Genomic DNA, 18,143 nt, shown 5'->3' on the forward strand with positions numbered 1-18,143 from the left:
TTGAACCAAGTATCGCCGGATGCCCGTTATGACAGTGACAATACTGCGGCGCTGGTAAGGGGGCGGCAAGAGGAAATCCTTGACCGGGCCAAAGCCAAACGTGCCGCACAGGGTGACCCGAAATCGAATGCAGATTTCAAGCGGGACAAACGTGCCAAGCGTGCGACCGAAGCTCAGACCGAGCGCGATTCCCATACCGCTGATCTGAATCAGCTACGCGTTGTGGATCACACGCCCCTTGCGGGAGAAAATTCTAGGCCAGTCACCGGCAGGCCCAGTTCCACAAGAAGCGCGGCGTTTCTGAAACTGGTAGTCAGCGAGGGTAGCGAGACAGAGACATGAACGATTTGACCTTCTCCCCCGCAGAATATATTCCTACAGGCATGCCTCAATATGATGGCAACCCGCTGATTGAATGCTTGCCTAGAATTCTCTCGGATGTTGATGTGGTGAGGCGTGTTGGGAACCTTCCGCCGAAGCCCGACGAGGCCGAACGAGCGTTGCCACCGAAGCTTCGCGGCCATGGGATCAACCGGCTCAAAGATGTTGTGGTTCCATTCGAAATCCACTTGCGCCTCGAAGACCTATTCAGCCAGCTGATCCGCTACGGCTATTCGGGCCGCAATCCGCTGTTGGCCTCATCTGTTAGGCATCGATTGCCTTCCTCAGCAGATGCCAAGCGCCATGGATTCATGTCCACCGCTGAGACGATGACCCTGATTGGCTTGAGTGGTATGGGCAAGACCACAGCGCTTAATTCCATAGCAAGGCTTTATCCGCAGGTGATCAGTCACAGCAGATATAAAGACGCGATTCTCATCGAAACCCAGGTTGTGTGGCTAAAGATTGAGTGCCCTCACGATGGCTCGTTGCGCGGTTTTTGCGCAGCATTCTTCTCTGCACTGGACGCTGCGTTAGGTGTCGAAAAATACTCTCGCAGGGGCGGTGCCGCCAACAGCATCAGCGTAATGCTCCAGCACATCAGTCAGCTGTGCAAAACCTTTTTTATCGGTGCTTTGATAATTGATGAAATGCAGCATCTTTGCTCGTCGCGAGGGGGGCAGGATCGGGAAAAGTTACTGAATTTCTTCGTAACTTTATCCAATGATGCGGGCGTTCCGCTTGTCTATGTAGGGACCAACGCAATGCTTCCGCTTTTTTCTGGTGTGTTGCGTAATGCCCGAAGAGCGGCGGGGATGGGACCAATCGCCTTTGACCGTTTCAGCGAAGACGATCCGTTTTGGCATCACTTGGTGTCCCAACTCTGGGCCTATGACTGGACGGAATCTTGCGCTCCCCTGACGAGTGACCTCCTGTCCAAGATCTATGATCTCACCCAGGGCAATACAGATTTCCTAGCGAAACTGCTTATGCTTGCGCAGCGTCATGTTATTTGGGAAGGAATCGACGCCATTACGCCAGCCGTGCTTCAGCAGGTGTATGACAATCAAATGAGGCTTTTGCACAAGCCCATCGAGGCCCTTCGAAGCGGTGATCCTCTTCAGATTGCTGATTTCGAGGACATGATGCCTACAAAAGACCAAATCGCTCAGATGATGAGCTACGACTTGGCTCGCCGGGCGGACCGGGCTCATCTTTCGCTACTTACACAGACCGCAATAGCACCTTCACCTCTAGCAAAGGAAAAATCGGTGCCGAAGGCTCCGAGTCGTACGGTCGTACCGGTTGCTGACGGCGCGTTAACTAACGTGCATTTTTCGAAGGACGAAGACCTTCAGGCTCAGCTCGAACAGCGCGGCTGGGTGGATAGGGATTCTTCCTGGTAATTTGACGCAGGGGAGCTCAGGGCAGTGGCTAACCTTCTGTTCTTCCCCCAGCCGTTTCCGGATGAGTCGCTCTATAGCCTGGCCGTGCGCTATCACAAGCTAGCAGCGAATCAGGGATACCGAGCGACCAGCCAAGAGCTGTTCGGTAGCTACTCGCGTACCTGCGGTTCCATCCTGCCGTGCTGCTTAGAGGCTCTGTCTGAACGTCTCAGAGGCGCCTTCTCTGTAGGAGAGCTGATCGAGCGCTTCACGCTTTTACCGCTTTTTCTGCCTTTTTTGGACGACGAGAAGGGCCGCGATGCTGCCGTTCTAATGGGAGGTAATCGAGGTACAGGCCTCAAGATGGCCTTGGGCATTACAGCATCGCGTTTCCTCCAACACGCCTCGTTTAGGTATTGCGAGAGCTGCGTCAGAGAGGACATTCTGGAGTGCGGCTCAGCTTATTGGCATCGTATTCACCAAGCATCGGGCACTTGCATTTGTCCACGCCACAGCGAAGTACTACAGGCGATTAGATTCCCCGGATGGTCAGATTGGCGTTGTATGTTGCTTCCGGGGGAATCTGCTGGAACGCCGGTTATGGACTGTGGTGACCACAGCGGGGCCGTTGCCATTGCCCACATGCAGCTGTGGGGGCTAGACCATCCCAATGAGATGAAAACGATTCTGGCTGGAAATTTGCTCAGGAACCGTTTGGACGAGATGGGTTTTATCAGGTCTGGACGAATTAGAGAGCAGATGCTGAGAGATTTTTTAACCAGGCGACTTCGGTGCAGTCCTAGCGCCGCCGAATTCGAAGAAATGGTTCGATCCGCTGAGTGGGTCTTTCAGATATTGCGGCGACAAGGTCGAACCGTGCAGCCTTTCAAGTTCTATTTTCTCTGCTGGCTCCTTGATCTAGAGCTGGAGCACCTGAAGACCTACCGTCTAGAGGACGTTAATCGCGCTGGTATTGTGGTCCGGCCTGATGAACCGAATAACCTCATCCCTGACGATGACCTTCACGCCCGGCGAATAGCGTTTGCGAAGAGTACGAATCTCAAATGTCATGACAAGCCGGGCTATCAGTGGTTGTACCGCCACGACAGGGAATGGTTGGCCCGTTATGTTGCTGGGAACCCCTACCACAGAGACCGAAGAATTTTGATCGATTGGCAATCCAGGGACTCGGCCCTTGCGTTGGAGCTCGCTAAAGCGAAGACGATGATTCTTTCTGTAGACGGAAAGCCTCAGCAGGTCACCCGCGCTGCTCTATGTAGGCGTGTCCTAAACGCTCATGCTTTCCTCAAGATGCCGGACCACTTTCCGATGAGCACTAGGTTGATGGCGGGTTTACTTGAGTCTACTCATGACCATCAGCTACGTAAAATCCGGTGGGCAATTCGAGAATACTCGCTGACTGAAAACTGTGCGATGAGTGTTTTATACCGTTATGCAGGAATAAGAATATCTCGCGTATCCGAAGATGAAGTCTTTACGCAGATACGTGACGATATGGATTAGTTTTCATGGCTTCGTGCAAAAGTTTATTGAATATGACTGTTTTCTTCTCCCGCAGCACGTCTTGCTCATCCTTATTATTTAGCAAGTTGAAATAATTTTCAGCGGTGTGGCATCCAAGAAACACATAGATAGGATATTTGTCGCTGGTAGAGATACTGACATGGGTGAGTCTCGAAGTTATGCCCATTTCTTCGTTGATCAGTTTGGAAATATTCAGCTGGGTTTTTTCGAATGCGCTAGTTCGATTTATCATGAGGCTTGCATATGCGACAAAGTCTGCCATTCCATCCTTGATCATAGGGCCGCTATAGTCCAAAAGGTCTGCGACAAATTTGGCATACATATGACGGTTTGATCCGAATTCTCGCTTTTGACGTTTTGACCATGTGTTAAGCTTGCTGCACTTGGCTAGGTGATTAATCTCGTGCTTTTTCATTGGTATTGAGCAGGTCGGACATGTCTCGATTAGAGCGCAGGCATGAGTACTGCACACCTGTACGGAACCCAATACGTGCCTGCGATGAATATAGGGGCTTCCGCAATTATCCAAGTCTTCGCGAACACAATCTGGACAAACCTTTTCCCAAGTTTTCGGTGTGACGATTGCGGTCGCTCGATGACGCCCGAGGGCAGCTATCATAGGATACAAAGTGTGATCGCTTAAGGCTAGGTCCGAAATCTTGTGCTCGTCTAGCAGCTTTGGGTAATAGAATTCTTGATGCGGCCGCCACTCTGTTTGCAACTTCCCCAAAGTCTTATTAATTCCGAACCCAATACGAGGTTTCGCTTTTATATAGAAATCTTCAGTTTTCAACGATTTAATGCCTAGGAGCTCATTGCCGCGCTTAAGCGCAGATGCGATATATTCTCCAGGTAATGGTGTGAAAATTTTCATGCAATGATGTTCTGGAAGACGAGTGGTATGGCATTTTAGTTAGAAGACACCGGTACTGCATACACATTAGTGATCGTTTTGGGCTAAGGTGTGAAGGTTAAAGGGCGTCGGGCGTGCTTGGGAATCAAATTCGATCTAGTCTGACAGCCAACGCACAAGAGGAGGTCGATGCAATGAATCCTACAAGCACGCCCCCACCTGTTGAATCGCAGGCTTTTGCACCAACGTTCCACTTGGTTCATACCGACCTTGATGAGTTGAGCCAGCTGGAGCTCCTGCGTCTTGTCCAAACAGGATTTTTTTTCAGCGACGTGAAATGCATGGTCGAGTCCTCAAGCCTATTCAAGGCTCGTAACCTCGTCAGGCGAATCACAGGAATATCGACCAGAAGCGTTCACCGTCTGAGCCATTCCGTTCAGGCCCATCGCCTGGATGCCCAGCAGAGCGCGGTGGCGTTTCAATATGCGAAAGGACTGGAGCTTGCGTCGAAGGTATTTGGCTCTCAGATGCTCGCGGAGCAGTGGCTTTGTCGGCCGTGCGGCCGTTTGATGGGGTTTGTACCCTTCGAGATGCTCGACACGTCGCTCGGATTCAGCGTGGTAGCGGACTATCTTGAGCGTCTTCGCCTGGGTGTCTATCAGTAGTGTGCCTGAGGGGAATTGGTATGCCGTGTAGACGCAACGCTACCTCCATCTGCAAGCCGGACTTACAACCTTGTAATCCCCGTATCACTCAATTGACAGCGACAAAATCCTAATCTTCAGTCACGTCTATTGGAGTGATTGAAATGAAAGTCATCAAAAGCATCGCGGCCATCCTGGCCATAGTGGCCTCCTCAACCGCGCTCGCCGAAGGAGGATCCGACCGTCTATACGGGAAGATGATTCAGGCCAATGAGCAAGCTATGCGAGCTTATGCGGCCGTCAATGATATGAAGCCACCGGAGGTGATCCATTATCGCTACGGGATGCGGCTCGACGTGGCGAGAGTAATCAGCATGACATCGACCAAGGCGAGCTGTGACGTGATGCCAGCACAGATGAACTACGAGGATTCCAATGGAGACCTGAAAATCCTTGAGTACCGGACCGCTGGTATCGGTTGCCGGGGCCAGAACTGAGCACTGATCGAGCGGGCAGGACTTACGCTGATAAAAAGCCGGGTTGAAGCGTCAATTCCGGCGATTGATCGCCTGGTTACCGGCTTTCATGACTGGTGGAGTACGATGAGAATTGGTAGCTCAGGCAGGACAGCCCAATGACTCAATCAGCGCGCACCACGGTCAAGTGCCTTGATCCCGGCGACGGCTCCGGCGATGTGATTGTGGAACTACCCGACGACATTCTGAGCGAGCTCGGGGTCACGACGGGCGACAGACTCTCCATCGAGCTTATCAACGGCGATATCGTACTCAAGCCAGTCCGCGAGCGCCGTGAATCTGATTAGCTACGCTTTGCAGGCCCTCTGTGTCGTCGTGTTGAGCTGATGAAACTTTCTAGCGGGGATTTATGGGACGGCAGTCAGCCTACTGCCGTCCTTCTGGTCGGTGGGTTATTTGGCTGGATAGTTGGCGACTACTTGGTCCTCGCCGCTTTTGGTCAAACCAATAACCTGGTAGGCATGGCTTACACCATCAACCTCCATGCCTGGGGATCCAGCTGGCATTCCTGGCACGGCGATCCCTACCAGATCGTTCCGCTCCTTGAGTTCTCGAATCTGCTCAGCTGGCACGTGACCTTCAACAAACTTTCCGTCAATCACGGCTGTGTGGCAGGAGGCTAACCGTGGCGCTACGCCCAGCTTCTGTTTCACTGCGCTCATGTCCGTCTCAACATGGTCGGTCACTTTGAAACCATTGGCTTCCAGGTGCGCGATCCACTTCTTGCAGCAACCGCAGTTCGCATCTCGGTGAACGTCGATGGACAATGACTCTGCGGCGTAGGCCGCCGAGGCCACCAGCAGCCCAGCGATTGCGGCTAGCCGAACGAGTATCCGGTTAGTTGGCATGAGTGTGCTCCTTACCGTCTTTGTGAACATGCGTCTTTGTCGACGATTTCGGGTGGGCGTCCGAATGGGCTTCGGCCGCATTGTGGTCACCGTGATGATCTGCCGCTTGGGCGGCGCCTGCGGGTGCAGCTCCATGGTCGTGAGCTGTCTGAGCATGGTCGTCATCTGCCGCTTCGTCGTGATCGCCACGCTCGGCATGACCGCTCCCGCCGTGCTGGCCCTCATGATTATGCATATCGCTTTCACCGCCGCCGTGCTGATGGCCGCCGCTCGTGGCCACCAACGCCTTGTACTGCTCAGAATTCATTTGGGGCAGTTGGTCAAGGAACGCGACTATTCCCCAGATGTACTCATCACCCATGCTCTTGCCCCAGGCGGGCATGCCGGTGGCTTTGATGCCGTGCTTGATCGTCCAGAATGCGGCAGCCGGATCGTCTCCGACACCCACCTTGGTGAGGTCAGGTGGCGACGGGTATAGCGCTTGGCTGAGTTCTGTCTTTCCAACGCCAGGGGCGAGGTGGCACCCAATGCACATGGCGTTGTAGTTGCCTGCGCCTGCCTTGATCAACGCAGCGTTCTTCAGGTCAGGCACTTCAATGTCTCGCGCTCGAACCTCAATCGACCGGTCGCGAGCCATGGCGAGAAACGAATGGACAGCCGGGAAGTGAGGATCATCGGCGCCGACATTCACCAAGCCGAAATACGCGGTGCCCAATACCGCAGCACTTCCGACAGCACCGGCCACAAGCAGCGTTGTAATTGTTCTTTTCATGTTGGAATTCTCAGAACCACATCCTGATACCGGCAACGAAGCGTGCCTCATCAACATCTCCACCCTCGTCTCGGATGAAGTCAGCGGTGTTGCCGTAGGAGCGGCTCCAGGTAACGCCTATGTACGGGGCAAACTGGCGGACGATTTCATACCGTAGACGCAGCCCGACTTCGGTATTGGCCAGACCCGATCCAACACCGCGCTCAGGATCGTTCTTGCCATAGAAGTTCGCCTCAGCCGTGGGCTGCAAAATCAAGCGATTGGTCAGCAGGATGTCGTATTCGCCTTCAAGACGCGCAGCAGTCTGGCCGTTTTCGCCGATGAACGCCGTAGCTTCGGCCTCGAAGTCATACAAGGCCATGCCCTGAATACCAAAGGCTGCCCAGGTCTGCGGTGATTCCGGTTTGAAATCCTGACGGACCCCGGCGACCACGTCCCACCAAGGACTGACCGAGCGCCCGTATAGCAGTTGCAGCTCAGCATCTTCGGTTACCCCGTTGGTGCGCTCGCCTTCCGACCGAACCCAGAGTCGATTGATGTCGCTACCTACCCAGCCAGATGCATCCCAAGCCAGGGTGCTGCCCTCATCGGCGTCCTGGTATTCGAGCTGGTCCAACAGAAAGAAGCTGTTGATTCCGCTGTCGTGCACCTGGTGGCCACCCAAAGGCGGAAAGGCTGCCTCGCGGTCGGCATCAGTGAGCACTGGAATCGGCGTGCGGCTCGTTGTGGTCGGAGAAGTCGCTGAACCAGGATTCATCTGGGAATGGTCCATGCCCTTCATCGAACCGTGATCCATGCCCTTCATGTTTCCATGGCCCATTTTGCTGTGGTCCATCTTGCTATGGTCCACCGGGCTGGATTTGCTCTGGCTTTGAGCATGCCCCATCTGGCTGTGATCAACAGGGGCAGGCTGTTTCTGCTGTTTGCTCATCCCCATCTTGCTGTGATCCATCGCCGGCATCGATTCGGACGGAGCAGCATCCATTTGCATGGAACCGTGCCCCATTTTCGAATGATCCATGCCCGAGTGATCCATTTCTTCAGCGGCGAAGCTGGGCGTTACGCCCAGCATGCCGATTGAAACAGTCAGGGCCAGCAGCGAAGGCCGCCCAAGGCTATTGACCATCTTTCCCTGCCTTAGCTTTGTCGCTGCCATGCGATTCCATCATTTTGTCGTGGTCCATGCCTTCCATCGAGCCATGGTCCATCCCCTTCATCGAGCCATGGTCCATCCCCTTCATCGAGCCGTGGTCCATACCTTCCATGGACCCATGGTCCATGCCTTCATGGTTCATGCCCTGGCCCTGCTTGTCCTGCGAACCTTTGGCTTTACCGGCCTCGGTGGATTTCTGGGAATGCTGATCGTGGTTGTCGCTAGACCACGACGACGGGGCATAAACAGCCAACATGCCGACCATCGCAGCAGAGAGGAAAAAGGCGCTTCGTTTCATTGGTTTGCTCATCTCAAATCTCCAGTTCATTCGTCCACACGGACTTCTCGGAACATGCCCATTTCCATGTGGAACAGTAGGTGACAGTGATAGGCCCAACGTCCCAAGGCATCTGCGGTGACGCGATAGCTTCGTTTTGAGCCAGGTGGCATGTCGATGGTGTGCTTGCGAACCATGAAGTTGCCGTTCTCGTCCTCCAGATCACTCCACATACCGTGGAGATGGATGGGGTGAGTCATCATGGTGTCGTTGACCAAGGTGATGCGAAGACGCTCGCCATATTTCAACCGCAGCGGTTCAGCGTCGGAGAATTTGATACCGTCGAACGACCATGCGAACTTCTCCATTTGGCCGGTAAGGTGCAGTTCGATTGTGCGTCCAGGCTCTCGACCATCGGGATCGATGAAGGTGCTCCGCAAATCGGCGTAGGTCAGCACTCGGCGCCCGTTGTTGCGCAGGCCAATTCCCGGATCGTTCAGCTTCGGGGTCGGCGACATGGTCTGCATATCGACCAACGGGTTGTTGGTCTCGGAAGTCGGATGGCTCTGCATTGCACCGCTCATGCCGGCCATGCCCTCATGACCCATCCCAGCCATCTTGCTGTGATCCATGCCGGCCATGTTGCCGTGGTCCATTCCAGCCATCTTGCTGTGGTCCATGCCGGCCGTGCTGCCATGGTCCATTCCAGCCATCTTGCTGTGGTCCATGCCGGCCATGTTGCCATGGTCCATTCCAGCCATCTTGCTGTGGTCCATGCCGGCCATGTTGCCGTGATCCATTCCAGCCATCTTGCTGTGGTCCATGCCGGCCATGCTGCCATGGTCCATCCCAGCCATCTTGCTGTGATCCATGCCGGCCATGTTCCCTTGGTCCATGCCAGCCATGCCGCCGTGATCCATTCCGCCCATGCTGCCGTGGTCCATGCCCATATCGCTCATGGCGATGATCGGGCGTGGATCTACCTCCGGTACGGGCGCTTGCAAGTCTTCACGAACTGCCAGGGTGCCTCGGGAGTACCCGGTACGGTCCATGGATTGCGCGAAGATCGTATAGGCCTGCTCGTTTTCAGGTTCGACGATGACATCGTAGGTTTCGGCAACGGCGATCCGGAACTCATCGACCGATACGGGTTTGACGTACTGGCCGTCAGCAGCCACAACCGTCATCTTGAGCCCAGGAATCCGGACATCGAAATAGGTCATGGCCGAGCCGTTGATAAAGCGCAGGCGGATCTTCTCGCCGGGCTTGAAGAGTCCCGTCCAGTTGCCGTTCGGAGCCTGGCCGTTCATGAGGTAGGTGTAGGTATACCCGCTCACGTCAGCGAGGTCGGTGGGGCTCATCTTCATTTCAGCCCACATCTTCCGATCCGCTACAGCGGCCGACCAGCCTTTCTCGCTCACATCGTCAACGAAGTCGCTTACAGTGCGCTTGTGGAAGTTGTAGTAGTCAGATTGCTTCTTGAGTTTGGAGAGCACCCGCGCCGGGTCTTCATCCGTCCAATCGCTGAGCATGACGACGTAATCACGGTCGTACACAAACGGCTCCGGATCCTTGGCATCGATCACCAACGCCCCATAGACCCCGGACTGTTCCTGGAGGCCTGAGTGGCTGTGATACCAGTAAGTGCCGTTCTGGTGGACCTTGAACTTGTATTCGTACATGCCATCGGGAGCGATGCCGTGGAAGCTCAAGCCCGGCACACCGTCCATGTTGGCGGGCAGGATGATGCCGTGCCAGTGAATGGAGGTGTCCTGTTTCAGCCGGTTGCGTACGCGCAGCGTCACGGTGTCGCCTTCGCGCCATCGCAGGATCGGCCCTGGCACGGAGCCGTTGATGGCCATGGCCGTACGAGCTGCACCCGTGATGTTGACGGGCAGTTCGCCGATATACAGATCGAAGTCCGTGCCGCTGAGCACGTTCGGTTGGCCAGGGCTGGTCACGGCCCAGACCGGCGCGCGCCACATGCCGAGCCCACCCAGAAGTCCGGTAGCGGCCAGGCCTTTGACGAAAGATCGTCTCGTGGTTTTGCTTTGCATGCCGTTGCGTCCAGTCAGGTAGATCGCTGATATCCAGGCTGCTAGATGGTGCAGCCCTTGGGTTCATTGGAGCTCTCACCAGTCTCGTAGACTTTCGCCACTACGCGAGGCTGATGAGAGGCCGTACTCTGAAACAGCCATAGTTCAGATTCCGGGATGATTACTTTTCTGTAAGCTAGGATCAGCAGCTTTCGTGGCCCGCGTGCTTGCTGGACTGGGCGGCGAATGGCGCCTGCTCTTTCTTCCCCTGCGCAACCTGGGAGGCCTGCATGGAGCTTTGGAGAGCCGCTTCCATCCGTGCAAAGGTCCGGTCCGCGCCGCCCTCTGCCAGGGCAATGCCTGCCATGCCGAAGGTAACGACCATCACAATTGCTTTGACCATGTTCATCTGGAGATCCTCAGTGGGTTCTGCGCCTCATGGCGTCAGGTACAGGGTCAAGTTAGCCTCGCGGTGCTGTCAGAAAACTGATCTCGACATTACTTTTCCGTCAGCTTCTGGTTGGGCTTCTTTTTTCCCGCAAACTGGAAATGCACCCCGCGTGGATGAGAGCAGATGAAATTACTCGTGGCCGAAGATGAGCCGAAAACCGGTGTCTACCTCCAGCAAGGTCTAACAGAAGCTGGCTTCACCGTTGACCGGGTGATGACAGGCACTGACGCCCTGCAACAGGCACAGAGCGAAGCGTATGACTTGCTGATCCTCGACGTGATGATGCCGGGGCTCGATGGCTGGGATGTCCTGCGCAAGATCCGTGCGGCGGGTCAGGATGTGCCGGTCCTTTTCTTGACGGCCCGAGACGGCGTAGACGACCGCGTGAAAGGTTTGGAACTGGGCGCTGATGATTACCTGGTGAAGCCCTTTGCGTTCTCGGAGCTGCTGGCTCGAGTTCGTACGTTGCTGCGCAGAGGCAACGGTGGTTCTGCTCAAACCACTATGAAGATGGCAGACCTTGAGGTGGACCTGCTCAAGCGTCGAGCTACGCGAAACGGCAAGCGGATCGACCTTACTGCCAAGGAGTTTTCCCTGTTGGAGCTGCTCATGCGCCGACGCGGCGAGGTGCTTCCCAAATCGCTGATCGCTTCTCAGGTGTGGGACATGAATTTCGACAGTGACACCAACGTGATCGAGGTCGCGATTCGCCGACTGCGGGCCAAGATTGATGACGACTTCGCGCCAAAGCTAATCCATACCGCCCGAGGCATGGGCTACATGATGGATGTGCCCGAGTGATGCGCCCGCAATCATCGCTCGTCAAGCGGCTGACCCTGATGTTCATGTTCGCGGTGACTGCTGTCCTGGTGGTTGCCGGCGTCGCTTTCTACGGGCTCAGCCAGCACCATTTCCGGATGCTGGATGAGCAGGCGCTTTCTGAAAAGCTGGAGTCAACGCGTCATATCCTTTCCATCTCAGCAGCGCGAGGCGGGCTCGACGATCAGGAGCAGCAGCTGCGGGCATTGCTCGGCGCACATCAGGATCTGTCGGCGAAAATCACCAAGGCTGACGGAACGGTCCTGTTTTCAGACCCCAAAGCCTCCCAGATTCCTCAGCGGTTCGAGCAGGCGCATCGGGGTGCGGTCTGGGAGTGGCAGGATAAAGCGCAGAACTTCCGCGGCATTACCGCCCAGCTGACCATTGCAGGCGAGCCGGAACCGGTGACGGCCGTGCTGATGCTCGATGTCACCACTCACGCCCATTTCTTTGTCACCCTGCAATGGTGGTTCGGAATTGGTCTGGTGATCAGCGCGATTGTGAGCGCAGGCTTGGGCTGGGTCGTGGCCAAAAGCGGGCTTCGGCCTGTTGGGCAAATCACCAAAGTGGCCACCGGGATGTCGGCAAGATCACTTCGCGAACGCATTCCGCTGGAGCCCGTACCGCTAGAGCTTCAGGAGCTCATCCTGTCTTTCAACGGGATGCTGGGACGGTTGGAGGATGCATTCGTTCGGTTGTCCAACTTCTCTGCCGATATCGCTCACGAATTGAGAACGCCAGTCAGCAACCTTCTGACCCATACCGAAGTGGTGCTCACCAAGAAGCGTGACCTGGATGCCTATGAAGAAAACCTCTATTCGAACCTGGAAGACCTCAAGCGCATGTCGCGCATGATCGACGACATGCTGTTCCTGGCCAAGGCGGATAACGGTCTGATCGTGCCCGAGCAGATCGATGTGGAGCTCTCCGAACTCGTATCAAAGCTGTTCGAGTACTACCAATTCCTGGCTGAGGATCAAGGCATCCAACTGACCCTACACGGGCAGGGTAAGGTTCGTGGCGATCGCCTGATGATTGACCGAGCGCTTTCCAACCTTCTATCCAACGCGTTGCGCTACACCCCGGAAGGCAACGAGATATCAGTGCAGATCGAGCAGACGCCTGAAAGCGTGACGCTTTCCGTGCGTAACAGCGGGGTAACCATCGATCCCCAGCACATTGGCAAGATCTTCGACCGATTCTATCGAGCCGATCCAGCCAGACGCGAAGGCGGCCCAAGCAATGCAGGCCTGGGGCTGTCGATAACCCGCTCTATCATCGAGGCTCATAGCGGACGAATCTGGTGTACATCAGCGGAGGGTGTCACAACATTCTTCATCAGTCTCCCAGCCTCCAAGCGGTTGGTTAGTGCAGCCCCAACCCCTTAATGCTGAACTCATCCCGGTAACCTATACTCGCCCATCATGAATCGGCTCATTCGACTACTCACCCTCCTGATGCTAATCGTGGCGCTTCCGCTTAACGGGATGGCGGGCATCGATTCGGCGACTGAACCTTGCCCAATGCAGGCGATGGGCATGGAAATGATGGCGGGCATGGACCATGACTGCTGCCAGGACCAAGACCTGGGTAAGACTGGCGACCATGCCAAATCCTGCAAGGTCGGCCAGGAGTGCAGGACTGCCAGTACCGTACAGATTAGCTTCCTGACGCCTGGGCTGACTTTCGCCAAGCCACGACCTGCCGATACCTACGCTGTAGGCATAGCGACAGGTTCTCCCCCCGATCCGTGGCGTCCTCCCCGCGTCTGATTCCCTCTTAATTTCACACCGTCGTTCCGCCTAGCAGCGGGGCGATGGCACGCGCCTGGGCGCTGATCTTTCGAGGAATCATTTTCATGACTCCCCAACGTTTTCAGGGACGGATAACCACGGCCGTCCTGTTCATACTGCTGCCGGCTGTCTCGGCACAGGCTGCAACGCTGTCGCTGGATGAGGCGCTGCAACTGGCTGAACGTAACGCTCCCTCTCTACAGGCCCGCCAGGAGCAGGCATCAGCTGCGCGCAGCGCAGTCATTCCAGCGGGCGAACTACCCGATCCGCGCCTGAATCTCGGGGTACAAAACCTGCCGATTGAAGGCACCGATCGCTGGAGCATGAACAGAGACTTCATGACCATGCAGGTGGTTGGCCTGTCCCAAGAAGTACCGAACCGGGACAAACGCAAAGCTCGCATAGAGACAGCGCAGGCCACGGTCGAGCGAGCCGATGCCGAGGCGATCTTCGAACGCTTGAAGGTTAGGGCGGCAACCGCACAGGCTTGGGTTACTGCGTACACCGTGCAGCGAAAGCTTGAACAGTTCGACGCCTTCTACAAAGAAAACCAGCTGCTGGCTTCCACGGTGCGGGCCCGCCTGGCCGGAGGCGCAGGCTCCAGCGCCGATACGCTGGCTCCCAAGCAAGAAGCCGCGCAGTTGGACGAGCAGAAAGACGTTCTATTGAGTCAGTCAGCTCAGGCGCGAGCCGCGCTGAAGCGCTGGATTGGGCAGGACGCCGAAGTAGGCGCGCCGACCTTCCCTGTCTGGCCTGTAGACGCAGCTGAATACTTGCACTCCGTCCATGCCCATCCGGAGCTCAATACCTACAACGCCATGACACGCGAGGCTCAAGCCCAGGTACACCAGGCTCAGGCGGAAAAGAAATCGGATTGGTCCTGGGGAGTGGATTATCAGCGCCGTGGTCCGGACTTCAGCAACATGGTCAGCCTGCAAGTCAGCTTCCAATTGCCATTGTTTACCAGCTCACGGCAAGACCCGATGATTGCGGCACGACGCGCACAAGTTCGCCAATTGGAAGATGAGCAGGACGCTGCCCTGCGCGAGCATCAAGCCCAGCTTGAAACAGACCTTGTCGAGTACCAACGCTTGCAACGGGCAGTGCGGCGCAGTCGCGAAACACTTTTGCCCCTGGCCGAGGACCGGGTACGCCTCGCTCTGGCGGATTACCGCGCCGGTAAGTCGCCGTTGAGTGAAGTGCTGTCGGCACGCCGGCAGCGTGTGGAGGCACTACTACAGGATGTGGACCTGCAAGGACAGTTGGCGGCAACAGCAGCGCGTCTGCATTTCGTTTATGGAGAGGTGCGGGCATGAGGAATAGGTCGATTGGTTTCGTCGTGGCTGCTGCCCTTGCTATTGGAATAGGCGCTGGCTTCTGGCTAGGTGGGAGAGGTGCGTATTCGCCATCGCAGCCCTTAGGTCAGGAAAAAAAAGCGCTGTACTGGTACGACCCGATGTATCCCCAGCAGCACTTCCCGGCGCCCGGAAAATCGCCGTTCATGGACATGCCGCTCGTGCCCAAGTATTCGGATGACACGGCTGGCGAGGAGCAGCCTGCGGTTCAGGTCTCGGCTGGGCTCCAGCAAAACCTTGGGATTCGATTGGCAACGGTGACGGCTGGCCGGCTAGAACGGACCCTAAGTGTGAGCGGCGTTCTGACGTTCGACGAACGCGACTTCAGCGTGTTGCAGGCCCGTACTGGCGGTTACGTCGAACGCGTCTATGGTCGAGCGACGGGGGACATCGTTGCCAAAGGGGCTCCTCTAGCCGATGTGCTGACCCCGGAGTGGGCTGGTTTGCAGGAGGAATACCTGGCGTTGCGGCATTCTGGCGACGCTCAGCTGACGGCGGCGGCACGACAGCGGCTCGTGCTCGCCGGCATGCCGGCCGACCTGATCAACCGGGTCGCGAGCACTGGGAAGGTGCAGCTCTCGGTCACACTCTCCGCACCCACTGCCGGTGTAATCCAGGTTCTCGATCTGCGACCCGGCATGACGCTGACGCCGGGCGCTACCTTAGCAAGGATCAATGGAGTGGCCAACGTCTGGCTGGAAGCGGCTGTGCCGGAAGCCCAGGCTCAAGGCCTTCGCGAAGGCCAGCCTGTGCAGGCGCAATTGCCAGCGTTCCCAGGCGATCCCATACCGGGCAAGTTGACTGCGCTATTGGCCGATGCCGATTTGCAGAGCCGCACGTTGCGCCTGCGTATCGAGTTGCCCAACCGAGATGGGCGGCTTCGTCCTGGGATGACCGCTCAAGTGGCTCTCCATCCCGGCGAGTCTGCCAAGCAAAGCCTCTTGGTGCCTGCCGAGGCGGTCATCCGCACCGGCAAGCGAGACCTGGTGATGCTGGCTGAAGACGGTGGTCGCTTCCGGCCGGTGGAAGTCGTGTTGGGCCAGGAGAGCAAAGGCCAAGTTGCGGTGTTGCAGGGTCTTCAGGCAGGACAGCGCATCGTCGCGTCCGGGCAATTCCTGTTGGACTCCGACGCTAATTTGAAAGGCATCGAGGCGGCGACGGTGCAGGATAGTCAGCCTAATGCGGGGCCAGCCCTGCATGAAGCGGATGGCCGTGTCGTGCAGATAGACGGCACACAGCTCACCGTTGCCCACGGTCCTTTCATCACCCTGGGCATGCCAGGGATGACCATGACCTTCCCTGTGGCTGAGCAGTCTCTCCTTGATGGCCTCAAGATCGGTGCGCAGATTCGCTTTGGCATACGCGAACGCGACGAGGGCATGGTCGTTGAGCAGATCAAAGTGTTGGAGGGCCAACCATGATTGCCAAACTGATCCGCTGGTCGGTAGGCAACCGTGTGCTGGTGCTCCTCGCCACGCTGTTTCTGGTGGCATGGGGCTTCGTCTCGGTGCGTAGCCTACCAATCGACGCCTTGCCCGACCTGTCGGACGTGCAGGTGATCATCCGCACGTCCTACCCAGGCCAGGCTCCCCAGATCGTTGAGAATCAGGTGACCTATCCGCTGACCACTACCATGCTCTCGGTTCCGGGGGCCAAAACGGTTCGCGGCTTCTCCGCCTTCGGTGACAGCTTCGTCTATGTGCTGTTCGAGGACGGCACCGATCTGTATTGGGCGCGCTCTCGGGTTCTTGAGTACCTGAGCCAGGCGCAATCGCGATTACCTGCCGCAGCCAAGCCGGTACTGGGCCCGGACGCCACCGGGGTGGGCTGGATTTATCAATATGCGCTGGTCGATCGTAACGGCGGCCATGACCTGTCGCAACTGCGCAGCCTGCAGGACTGGTTCCTGCGCTATGAGCTCAAGACGCTGCCGGATGTCGCTGAAGTGGCCACCATCGGCGGTATGGTCAAGCAGTATCAGGTCGTGCTCGATCCGCTGCGCATGGCCAGCCTCGGTATCACCCAGGCTGAGGTGGTGGAGGCTATAGGCAAGGCCAACCAGGAGACCGGTGGCGGTGTACTGGAGCAAGGCGAAGCGGAATTCATGGTACGTGCGGCCGGCTACCTGCGATCGCTGGATGATTTCAGAGCGATACCCCTGCGACTGGCTACCAAGGGCGTGCCGGTGACATTAGGCGACGTCGCTACGGTGCAGATAGGTCCGGAAGCCCGCAGAGGCATAGGCGAACTGGACGGCCTCGGCGAAGCCGTAGGAGGTGTGGTGATCCTGCGCAGCGGGAAGAATGCTCGTGAGGCCATCGCGGACGTCAAGGCTAAGCTCGAAACCCTGAAGAAAGCCCTGCCAGCCGGGGTGGAACTTGTCACCGTCTACGACCGCAGCCAGTTGATCGACCGTGCCGTGGAGAACCTCAGTCACAAGCTGATCGAGGAGTTCTTGGTAGTGGCGTTGGTATGCGCAGCCTTTCTCTGGCACCTGCGCTCGTCATTGGTGGCTATCGTTTCGCTGCCCGTGGGAATCCTGATAGCGCTGATCGTCATGCGTCATCAGGGCATCAACGCCAACATCATGTCCCTTGGCGGAATCGCTATTGCCATCGGTGCAATGGTGGACGCTGCCGTGGTCATGATCGAGAACGCCCACAAACGTGTTGAGGCCTGGCATATCCGGCATCCTGGTCAACCTTTGCGGGGAGAAGCGCATTGGAGGGTAATGACGGAGGCGGCCGTCGAGGTAGGGCCGGCACTGTTCTTCAGCCTCATGATCATCACGCTTTCGTTCATCCCGGTGTTCACGCTGCAAGCCCAGGAAGGACGCCTCTTTGCACCCTTGGCCTTTACCAAGACCTACGCAATGGCTGCGGCAGCTGCGCTATCGGTGACCCTGATACCGGTGCTGATGGGGTACTGGATCAGAGGGCCACTGCCTGCGGAACAGCGCAACCCGCTCAACCGGGGCCTCATCCGGCTATACCGTCCGGCATTGGAGGTCGTCCTGCGCCGGCCTCTGGTTACCCTCGCTGCAGCATTGGTGATCCTGCTCAGCAGTCTGTGGCCCTTGAATCATCTTGGGGGCGAGTTCCTTCCTCCGCTCGATGAAGGTGATCTGCTCTACATGCCTTCAGCCTTGCCTGGACTCTCGGCGCAGAAAGCTTCAGAGCTGTTGCAGCGAACGGATCGTCTGATTCGAACTGTTCCCGAAGTGGCCAGTGTCTTTGGTAAAGCCGGCCGCGCCGAGTCAGCTACCGACCCGGCACCGCTGGAGATGTTCGAGACC

Annotated in this window: 17 protein-coding genes and 1 pseudogene; 11 read left to right on the forward strand and 7 right to left on the reverse strand. The window is 56.8% G+C overall.

Features of this window, described 5'->3' with window-relative positions; translation table 11 throughout:
* From APH30_RS29325 to APH30_RS18725, 3 genes and pseudogenes are all read left to right on the forward strand, one after another.
* Window positions 1–342 (forward strand): annotated as a pseudogene (locus APH30_RS29325) (transposase); the annotation flags it as partial.
* Complete coding sequence (locus tag APH30_RS18720; RefSeq protein WP_013974898.1) at window positions 339–1,787, forward strand: ATP-binding protein; 1,449 nt, start codon at window positions 339–341, stop codon at window positions 1,785–1,787. The pseudogene APH30_RS29325 and the gene APH30_RS18720, both read left to right, overlap by 4 nt.
* 24 nt (window positions 1,788–1,811) lie before the next feature.
* Complete coding sequence (locus APH30_RS18725; protein WP_013974897.1) at window positions 1,812–3,290, forward strand: TniQ family protein; 1,479 nt, start codon at window positions 1,812–1,814, stop codon at window positions 3,288–3,290.
* Here APH30_RS18725 and APH30_RS28845 read toward each other — a convergent pair.
* On the reverse strand, window positions 3,262–4,185 hold the full coding sequence (locus APH30_RS28845; RefSeq protein ID WP_114167560.1) for a TniQ family protein: 924 nt from the start codon (window positions 4,183–4,185) through the stop codon (window positions 3,262–3,264). The genes APH30_RS18725 and APH30_RS28845 overlap by 29 nt on opposite strands.
* Window positions 4,186–4,358: 173 nt before the next feature.
* On the opposite strand from APH30_RS28845, the gene APH30_RS18730 reads away from it, so the two are divergent.
* From APH30_RS18730 to APH30_RS18740, 3 genes are all read left to right on the forward strand, one after another.
* Window positions 4,359–4,829 (forward strand): antitoxin Xre/MbcA/ParS toxin-binding domain-containing protein, encoded by a 471-nt coding sequence (locus tag APH30_RS18730; RefSeq protein WP_044047197.1) that lies wholly within the window; start codon window positions 4,359–4,361, stop codon window positions 4,827–4,829.
* Between the two features lie 143 nt (window positions 4,830–4,972).
* On the forward strand, window positions 4,973–5,305 hold the full coding sequence (locus APH30_RS18735) for a DUF2790 domain-containing protein (protein WP_044047196.1): 333 nt from the start codon (window positions 4,973–4,975) through the stop codon (window positions 5,303–5,305).
* Between the two features lie 137 nt (window positions 5,306–5,442).
* The gene (locus tag APH30_RS18740; protein ID WP_044047195.1) at window positions 5,443–5,631 is read left to right on the forward strand and encodes an AbrB/MazE/SpoVT family DNA-binding domain-containing protein; all 189 of its coding nucleotides are present in this window, start codon (window positions 5,443–5,445) and stop codon (window positions 5,629–5,631) included.
* Window positions 5,632–5,736: 105 nt separating this feature from the next.
* Here the strand turns inward: APH30_RS18740 and APH30_RS18745 are convergent, their stop codons facing one another.
* From APH30_RS18745 to APH30_RS18770, 6 genes are all read right to left on the reverse strand, one after another.
* Window positions 5,737–6,192, reverse strand: a complete 456-nt coding sequence (locus APH30_RS18745) for a DUF411 domain-containing protein (protein WP_044047194.1) — start codon at window positions 6,190–6,192, stop codon at window positions 5,737–5,739.
* Window positions 6,182–6,964, reverse strand: coding sequence for a cytochrome c (locus APH30_RS18750; RefSeq protein WP_013974894.1), 783 nt, complete (start codon window positions 6,962–6,964; stop codon window positions 6,182–6,184). Before APH30_RS18750 ends, APH30_RS18745 begins: the two co-directional genes overlap by 11 nt.
* A gap of 10 nt (window positions 6,965–6,974) precedes the next feature.
* Window positions 6,975–8,090, reverse strand: coding sequence for a copper resistance protein B (locus tag APH30_RS18755; RefSeq protein WP_044047193.1), 1,116 nt, complete (start codon window positions 8,088–8,090; stop codon window positions 6,975–6,977).
* A complete protein-coding gene (locus tag APH30_RS18760) occupies window positions 8,080–8,427 on the reverse strand; it encodes a hypothetical protein (protein ID WP_013974892.1) in 348 nt (115 codons plus the stop codon). The genes APH30_RS18755 and APH30_RS18760 overlap by 11 nt, the downstream gene beginning before the upstream one ends.
* Before the next feature lie 14 nt (window positions 8,428–8,441).
* Window positions 8,442–10,451 carry a copper resistance system multicopper oxidase gene (locus APH30_RS18765; protein ID WP_044047191.1) on the reverse strand — a complete coding sequence of 670 codons (2,010 nt, stop codon included), beginning with the start codon at window positions 10,449–10,451 and terminating at the stop codon, window positions 8,442–8,444.
* A gap of 181 nt (window positions 10,452–10,632) precedes the next feature.
* Entirely contained in the window at window positions 10,633–10,839 is a 207-nt protein-coding gene (locus APH30_RS18770; protein WP_013974890.1) for a co-regulatory protein PtrA N-terminal domain-containing protein, read from the reverse strand.
* A gap of 165 nt (window positions 10,840–11,004) precedes the next feature.
* On the opposite strand from APH30_RS18770, the gene APH30_RS18775 reads away from it, so the two are divergent.
* From APH30_RS18775 to APH30_RS18800, 5 genes are all read left to right on the forward strand, one after another.
* Entirely contained in the window at window positions 11,005–11,682 is a 678-nt protein-coding gene (locus tag APH30_RS18775) for a heavy metal response regulator transcription factor (RefSeq protein ID WP_044047190.1), read from the forward strand.
* On the forward strand, window positions 11,682–13,088 hold the full coding sequence (locus APH30_RS18780) for a heavy metal sensor histidine kinase (protein WP_047595906.1): 1,407 nt from the start codon (window positions 11,682–11,684) through the stop codon (window positions 13,086–13,088). The genes APH30_RS18775 and APH30_RS18780 overlap by 1 nt, the downstream gene beginning before the upstream one ends.
* Before the next feature lie 470 nt (window positions 13,089–13,558).
* On the forward strand, window positions 13,559–14,809 hold the full coding sequence (locus tag APH30_RS18790) for a TolC family protein (RefSeq protein WP_049798466.1): 1,251 nt from the start codon (window positions 13,559–13,561) through the stop codon (window positions 14,807–14,809).
* Window positions 14,806–16,269, forward strand: a complete 1,464-nt coding sequence (locus tag APH30_RS18795; protein WP_044047188.1) for an efflux RND transporter periplasmic adaptor subunit — start codon at window positions 14,806–14,808, stop codon at window positions 16,267–16,269. Before APH30_RS18790 ends, APH30_RS18795 begins: the two co-directional genes overlap by 4 nt.
* Window positions 16,266–18,143, forward strand: a 1,878-nt coding sequence (locus APH30_RS18800; RefSeq protein ID WP_156326555.1) for an efflux RND transporter permease subunit, incomplete at its 3' end; no start/stop codon positions are given. The genes APH30_RS18795 and APH30_RS18800, both read left to right, overlap by 4 nt.

It is taken from the genome of Pseudomonas sp. NBRC 111127 (genome assembly GCF_001320345.1).
Classification (GTDB): Bacteria; Pseudomonadota; Gammaproteobacteria; order Pseudomonadales; family Pseudomonadaceae; genus Aquipseudomonas; species Aquipseudomonas juntendi.

Bases quoted from the DNA above. Each gene is read 5' to 3' on its own strand.
- APH30_RS18760 (WP_013974892.1), bottom strand. From the start codon at position 8,427: ATGAGCAAACCAATGAAACGAAGCGCCTTTTTCCTCTCTGCTGCGATG.
- APH30_RS18750 (WP_013974894.1), bottom strand. From the start codon at position 6,964: ATGAAAAGAACAATTACAACGCTGCTTGTGGCCGGTGCTGTCGGAAGT.
- APH30_RS18775 (WP_044047190.1), top strand. From the start codon at position 11,005: ATGAAATTACTCGTGGCCGAAGATGAGCCGAAAACCGGTGTCTACCTC.
- APH30_RS28845 (WP_114167560.1), bottom strand. From the start codon at position 4,185: ATGAAAATTTTCACACCATTACCTGGAGAATATATCGCATCTGCGCTT.
- APH30_RS18790 (WP_049798466.1), top strand. From the start codon at position 13,559: ATGACTCCCCAACGTTTTCAGGGACGGATAACCACGGCCGTCCTGTTC.
- APH30_RS18720 (WP_013974898.1), top strand. From the start codon at position 339: ATGAACGATTTGACCTTCTCCCCCGCAGAATATATTCCTACAGGCATG.
- APH30_RS18795 (WP_044047188.1), top strand. From the start codon at position 14,806: ATGAGGAATAGGTCGATTGGTTTCGTCGTGGCTGCTGCCCTTGCTATT.
- APH30_RS18730 (WP_044047197.1), top strand. From the start codon at position 4,359: ATGAATCCTACAAGCACGCCCCCACCTGTTGAATCGCAGGCTTTTGCA.
- APH30_RS18745 (WP_044047194.1), bottom strand. From the start codon at position 6,192: ATGCCAACTAACCGGATACTCGTTCGGCTAGCCGCAATCGCTGGGCTG.
- APH30_RS18755 (WP_044047193.1), bottom strand. From the start codon at position 8,090: ATGGTCAATAGCCTTGGGCGGCCTTCGCTGCTGGCCCTGACTGTTTCA.
- APH30_RS18735 (WP_044047196.1), top strand. From the start codon at position 4,973: ATGAAAGTCATCAAAAGCATCGCGGCCATCCTGGCCATAGTGGCCTCC.
- APH30_RS18770 (WP_013974890.1), bottom strand. From the start codon at position 10,839: ATGAACATGGTCAAAGCAATTGTGATGGTCGTTACCTTCGGCATGGCA.
- APH30_RS18780 (WP_047595906.1), top strand. From the start codon at position 11,682: ATGCGCCCGCAATCATCGCTCGTCAAGCGGCTGACCCTGATGTTCATG.
- APH30_RS18740 (WP_044047195.1), top strand. From the start codon at position 5,443: ATGACTCAATCAGCGCGCACCACGGTCAAGTGCCTTGATCCCGGCGAC.
- APH30_RS18765 (WP_044047191.1), bottom strand. From the start codon at position 10,451: ATGCAAAGCAAAACCACGAGACGATCTTTCGTCAAAGGCCTGGCCGCT.